The following is a 4040-nucleotide window of genomic DNA, read 5'->3' as shown; positions in this document are numbered from 1 at the left end:
TTTACGTCGTTTTTTCATCGGTTGCTTGTATCTTATTTCTTCTTAGCAACCTGTCCAACATTGCGGGACCAGCTCAGAGCCACGCTGAGGCTTGCCAGCGCGAGAAACGTCACCTCTTATCAGGTGTCATGCCGAAGAGCGCCCCACCATGCCCATTTGAGAAGGTGTATCCCAACCAATTGATTCGCGATGACGAGTTTTACATGAAACTCGCCTATAATGCTGCGATCGATGCTTGGAAGAAAAACGAGGTACCCATCGGCGCAGTCATTGAGTGTGATGGCCAAATCATAGCAACCGCCCACAATGAGGTAGAAACCATGCAAGACCCCACGGGCCATGCTGAGGTATTAGCGATCACGCAGGCAGCGAATGCACTGGGAGACTGGCGACTGAACAGCTGCACCTTGTATGTCACCAAGGAACCCTGCCCCATGTGCTCTGGCGCCGTCATTATGAGCCGCATGGGCCGCGTCGTCTACGCCGTGTCTGATCCCAAGATGGGCTGCCTAGGAGGCGCTACAAATCTTTGCGAACTGCCGCGTATCAATCACCGCTGCCTGCTGGAATCGGGTGTCTATGAAAAGGCATGTATGGAATTGATCCGCACTTTTTTCGAACTTAAGCGTGCCGATTCAGACTCTTGATTATGCCCGAGCATCGCCGATCCAGCTCATCATCTCGAAGGTCGCGCAGACGGACAATTGAACGATCCGCTGTCCCAAATCCAAACCCAGACCCGCGGGCCCTTCAAGTCGTCGCCGCAATCGCTATCACGGTGATGTGTTGGTCTTTTGGAGGTGTTCAATACTGGGCGCGGTTTGCTTTTGCTGGAGTGTGCGTCGCTGTTTTTTTTGCCGCGCTCTGGCCCGACCCAAGAGCATTCATGAAGCGTACGGTGCGGACCGGCTTTTTCTGGGGCGGCTTGTTTGTAACCCTCTACACCTTGATTCAGGCTCTCAATCCAAGTTACGACGCGATTGTGGCTCAGGATCTGAGCCGCAGAATAGAGGCGCGCCCTCACATCGAATGGCTACCAACAGGAGTGAATGCGTCCTGGTATCAAGGCTCTCCTTGGAGGAATCTGGCGATGATCAGTGCGACGTGGCTAGCTTTCGTAGGGCTGCGTGGTGGCTTGCAGGATCGTAGGAGTTGGATCCGTCTCGTCTGGATTGCCGTACTCAATGGCAGTGCTGTGGCGTTTGTAGGCAGTTTGGTCGAGTTGACGGGTTCAAAAAAAATCCTCTGGGTTTTCGATTCGATCAACCGATCTTTTTTCGGCACCTTCTATTATAAAAATCACGCCGCCGCTTTTCATTATCTGACCATCGCGCTCTGCGGCGTATTGTATTTTTATCACTTACGCCAGACACGTGTTCGCGGACTGAAGTCGGGACCCCATTTAATCTGCCCGTTGCTGGCGCTGCTCAACTTTGCCGCGGTCTATCAGACGGATTCAAAAGGCGGAATGCTGCTCGCGGGTGCGGTTACCGTTATCGTATTGGTAACCGCCTTTGGACAGGGCTGGCAGCACTGGCGTGCCAGCGGCGAGGGGCTGGCTGGACTCGCAGTGCCAGGTGTCTTCGGTCTTATTCTCCTGATCGGCGGAGCGTTCACACTTCCGACTCTGGTCGATTTCGAGAAAAACGAGACACTCATCAGCGGACTGTTTGATGACATGGATTCACTTCAGGACGCTGAGATTGAACAATCGAGGTCTTCGAACCGCCATCGATTCATCATGATGCGGGCTTTCGGTGAAATGCTCATGGAAACGCCTTTCTGGGGAGTGGGAGCAGGCTGCTTCGAGCATTTTTCGAGGGAGTATTCCATTCGCTATCCTGACATTTATTATGCCCGCTACGACCGAAAGGCAGGAGGATGGGTGACCTACATCTGGGTAGATGCCCACTCGGACTGGATCGAATTTGCCATTGAATACGGCTGGGGGGCCTTCGCGTTGATACTGTTCACCCTAGGCTGCTGCATCTGGGAACCGCTACGCAATCTATCCGACTTCAGACTGTCCTGGGTGCCTGCCGCTGCCGGCGCGGGAGCATTTGCTTTTCACGCAGTTTGGGAGTTTGTCTTTCAGGCACCGACCCTCGTCTTCTTTTTCACGCTTGTCCTGTCGACGCCCTTATTTCTGAGACGCCGGGTGCGGGCATGAAGCCAAAAAAGAGCCTAGCCTTTGGAGTAGTAGCCGGTCTCCCCTTCAGACTTGCCGATCACCACGGCGGCACAGCTATCTCCAAACACATTGACGGCAGTGCGGCTCATATCGAGAACACGGTCGACAACAAATACGATACCGATGCCCGTCGCGATCTGCTCTTGGCTGAAGCCAACCGATGACAAAATCAATACGATGGCTACAAGGCTAGCCGATGGAATTCCAGCGACCCCGATCGACGTGAGCAACGCAAGAATGACGACGTTAAATTGGGTTAAGAGGCCCATTTCGATTCCAAAAAGCTGCGCCAGAAAGATCACTACGACACACTCAAAGAGGGCCGTTCCGTCCATATTGACCGTCGCACCCAAGGGCAACGTAAAGCCGGAAATACGCTTAGAAACCCCCGCGCCTTCTTCGACACACTCCTTCGTCAATGGGAGGGTCGATGACGAGGACGCGGTCGAAAAGGCGGTTAACAGGGCTGGTAGCATAGCACGAAAGTGGTTGATTGGGTTTTCCCGCGCCACAAAGGACAGGACTAGAGGCATCACCACCAAAACATGGATTGCGAGGGCCACAATCACGGTCAGGGCGAAGGTCAGCATAGTGCTCAGTAAATCCCAGCCCGTCTCGACGATAGTAGGCAGCACCAAGCCAAACACGCCAAAGGGAGCAAACCAAATCACTCCATTGGTGATGCGAACGATCGCTTCATTGAGACCCGTCCAAAAATTTTCCTGTGTGCTCTTCAGGTGGTCCGGCAAACGTCCAAAGGCATAACCCAAGATTAGGCTGAAAAAAATGAGGCCCAGGAAATTTCCACTATTGGCCGCAGAGAAAATATTGGATGGAACCATTCTCAGAAAAATACCAAACAGATCACCTGTATCGCGCCCATCTGCTCGGGCAACGAAAGCGCTACTGTCCCCACTTTGAGCGATCATCTTCTCGCGCACTGAGTCTTCCACGTCACCGGGCTGTATGATATTCACCATCAACAAACCTACAACCACCGCGACAAAACCGGAAAAAACATAAAAAAGAAGGGTCTTGGAGCCCAAGCGCCCGAAATCCTTACCTCCCCCAAGGTTCATCACCGCCAAAACAATTGATGTTACAATCAGCGGAATGACGATCATTTTGAGCCCTTGAATAAAGAGTGTTCCCACGAAAGAAACGATCGCTACAACTCGACCAATCCATGCAAGTCCCTCGCCCGACTCAGGCTGAAGACTGTTTAGGACGATCCCAAGGATAATGGCGAACGCAAGAGAGGCGAAAATCTTCCAGTGTAAGTTTGTATGCGAGCGACTCATAGAGATAGATGGGGTTGGACAGAGATTAGTGCGTCCGATGATATAAACGCCAACACAGTAAAGATGGCTTCTTTCCATCAAGAAAAATTCACCTAAGCAGCCACGCAAAGCATTTAAATGTAACCAAGGATAATAATTTCCGACTCAAATTGACCGATCCTTCATTTATCTAATTACAAGTCGGTTCACTTCGGCTCATTGCTCCATGCATTCTCCACCTGAAATTTCGCAAAACCTGCGCCGAACCTTGCTGATCAAGGTCCTCTCAAAACCTCAGCCAAGTTCGGAGGATATCGAAGCAGTCATCGAGCTCACCTCCAACCGCATCGTTGAAACACTAGAGGCGCAGTCGATGACGTTTTATCTGGTCGAGGAAGAAGCGCTCACTTTCCGGCATGTTTTCACAGCCATCCCACAGGGATAATCTAAAAAGTTAAAATAATGGTTGGCTCTGGACGGCTTCCGACCAAAGAAGCCAGTTGATGAAAAAGAAACCAAAACCAACCAAGCACGGTTCTGTCGTCTTCCATCAGCTTTGCAAGCTCATC

At 51.7% G+C, this 4040-nt stretch carries 4 protein-coding genes; 3 read left to right on the top strand and 1 reads right to left on the bottom strand.

The features are described from left to right. The first annotated feature begins 128 nt into the window (after positions 1-128). The gene (locus HRU10_15075) at positions 129-647 is read left to right on the top strand and encodes a nucleoside deaminase (GenBank protein ID NRA28555.1); all 519 of its coding nucleotides are present in this window, start codon (positions 129-131) and stop codon (positions 645-647) included. A gap of 2 nt (positions 648-649) precedes the next feature. Then, on the top strand, positions 650-2170 hold the full coding sequence (locus HRU10_15070; protein NRA28554.1) for an O-antigen ligase family protein: 1521 nt from the start codon (positions 650-652) through the stop codon (positions 2168-2170). Between the two features lie 14 nt (positions 2171-2184). On the opposite strand, the gene HRU10_15065 is transcribed toward HRU10_15070, so the two are convergent. Next, positions 2185-3492 (bottom strand): dicarboxylate/amino acid:cation symporter, encoded by a 1308-nt coding sequence (locus HRU10_15065; protein ID NRA28553.1) that lies wholly within the window; start codon positions 3490-3492, stop codon positions 2185-2187. A gap of 205 nt (positions 3493-3697) precedes the next feature. Between HRU10_15065 and HRU10_15060 the strand changes: the two genes are divergently transcribed. Then, positions 3698-3916 carry a hypothetical protein gene (locus HRU10_15060; GenBank protein ID NRA28552.1) on the top strand — a complete coding sequence of 73 codons (219 nt, stop codon included), beginning with the start codon at positions 3698-3700 and terminating at the stop codon, positions 3914-3916. Positions 3917-4040: the final 124 nt, after the last annotated feature.

The organism is Opitutales bacterium (assembly GCA_013215165.1).
Classification (GTDB): Bacteria; Verrucomicrobiota; Verrucomicrobiia; order Opitutales; family JABSRG01; genus JABSRG01.
Note: the sequence above shows the minus strand (reverse complement) of the source record. Positions and strands in the feature narration are given on the sequence as shown.